This is a genomic window from Mesorhizobium sp. M7A.F.Ca.US.005.03.2.1, from assembly GCF_003997795.1.
Taxonomy (GTDB): domain Bacteria; phylum Pseudomonadota; class Alphaproteobacteria; order Rhizobiales; family Rhizobiaceae; genus Mesorhizobium; species Mesorhizobium ciceri.
In genome coordinates this window covers 1-2,009 of sequence record NZ_RZRP01001022.1, presented here as the reverse complement: position 1 = coordinate 2,009, position 2,009 = coordinate 1, and the positions used below count along the sequence as shown (strand labels likewise).

Annotated in this window: 2 protein-coding genes; both read right to left on the bottom strand. The window is 63.5% G+C overall.

Annotated elements, in window-relative coordinates:
- On the bottom strand, nt 1-1,370 hold a 1,370-nt coding region (locus EN991_RS34040; protein ID WP_127370379.1), incomplete at its 3' end, for a GMC family oxidoreductase N-terminal domain-containing protein.
- A gap of 14 nt (nt 1,371-1,384) precedes the next feature.
- Nucleotides 1,385-2,009 (bottom strand): aldehyde dehydrogenase family protein (locus EN991_RS34035; RefSeq protein ID WP_127370378.1); only part of this gene is annotated, 625 nt, incomplete at its 5' end.

The following is a 2,009-nucleotide window of genomic DNA, read 5'->3' as shown; positions in this document are numbered from 1 at the left end:
TAGTCGAAGAGGTAGGCCGCGGTCGCGGTCTTGACCCAGTTCGATGGCTTGCGGACGCTGAGCGCGCGCGCCTCGTCACTGTAGCCGGCCAGGAACCAGGTGTTGACGTGCTGCTGGACATCGGGCGACTGCATGATCTTGCAGATGCGCCTGAAGCCATCGACCAGGCGCATCAGGTCGCGGCCGTCGGAGGCAAAGTTCAGATCGACGATCGGTTCATCGGTCTGCACAGCGGACTTCAACATAACGGTGCCGCGCGAATAGGATTTGTTGACGCAGACATTGAGCGCGCCCATCGCCTTGCCGAGCGGATGCCAGCCGGCACGGTTGACCGGCATCAGCAGCATGTCGCCCGGATGGCAGCCGGCATGGTTCGAGGAGTATCTGACACCCAGAAAGATGTGGCGCCGCTGACCGGGCTTGAGCCGCGCAGATTTCTTGAAATGCGCACCGACGGCTATATGCGGATGATCGGTCAGGTTCTCGCCGACACCGGGGCGATCGGCGACCACCTCGATGCCCAGCCGCTTCAGCTGCGCCGCCGGCCCGATGCCGGCACGAAGCAGGATGGCCGGCGAATGCAGAGCGCCGGCTGAAACGATCGTCTCGTTGGCGTTGTAGATCTTGGTCTGGCCGGTGGTCGTGACCCTGGCGCCTGTGATGCGCGTTCCGTCGATCACCAGGCCTTCAACGAAGGCATTGGCAAAGATGTGCAGGTTCTTGCGGGCCCGCACCTCGGCGTCGAGATAGCCGATCGCTGTCGACACGCGTCGGTCGTTCTCGTTCGACAGCGGCAGCGGAAACGAGCCGTCCTCGAAACTGCCATTGTAGTCCGGCCGGTAGGGATATTCGCTTTCCGTCTGCTTGAGCACTGATTTGGTGAAGCCGGCCCAATCCTTTGGAAAGACACGGCGGATCGGAATCCGGCCGGTCTTGTTGTGAAGCTCGCCATCGAAATCAAGGTCGCGCTCAAGCTTCTTGAGATAGGGCAGCATGCCGTCCCATCCCCAGCCGGGCAGGCCGAGACCTTCCCATTCGTCATAGTCGTGTGGCAGGCCGCGCACGGCGAACTGGCCGTTGATGCTGGAGCCGCCGCCCATCACCTTGGCCTGTTCGAGCTTGGCCGTCTTGACCAACTGCGCGTTCTGCTTTGGCGAGCGGTTGAAGACACGCAGTTCCGTCCAGTGGTATTTCGGGTCGAAATAGGAGAGGCCGGGATAGCTGTCGGCGATCACCTCAGGAACATCGTCCGGCGGCGTGTCGGGCCCTGCCTCGAAAAGCGCCACCTGCCTGGTGCCGTTCTCCGAAAGACGGCTGGCAAGCACGGCTCCAGCCGAACCGCCACCGACAATGATGTAGTCGAATTGCATGTGCTTGCGCTCGCTCAGGCGTAATTGGCCCAGATGGCCTTCTGGCGCAGGAACGCCTCGATGCCGGCACGACCCATATCCTTGCCGAAGCCGGAGCCCTTGTAGCCGCCGGCCGGGTAGGTGAACTCCGGGCCGCGCCCGTGCTGGTTGATCCAGACCATGCCGGCCTCGATCGAATCCGCCGCCTTGAGCGCCTTCTTCAAATCCGTGGTGTGGACGCTGGCGGCGAGCCCGTAGACCGGATGCGCCGCCAGGGCGAGACCCTCCTCCAGGTCGGCAAAGGTGCGCACCGTCAGCACCGGGCCGAAGAACTCATCCTTGAAACCGATGTTGTCGTCGGCGACGTCTTCCAGGATCGTCGGCGCGAAAAAACAGCCTTCGTTGCGGCCTTCGAGCACCGTGCCGCCGGTGACCACCGAGGCGCCCTCGCTGACGCTGGCGCGGACCATCGTGTCGATGCGCTCGAGCTGCTTGCGGCTGATGATCGGCGCGAAGGTCGTCGTCTCGTCCCAGGTCGGCCCTGCCTTGATCGCCTTGGTGCGGGCGATGACGCGTTCGATCAGCTGGTCCGCGATCTTGTCCTCGACGATCAGCCGCGAACCGGCCGTGCAGACCTGGCCGGCATTGTCCATGAATGCC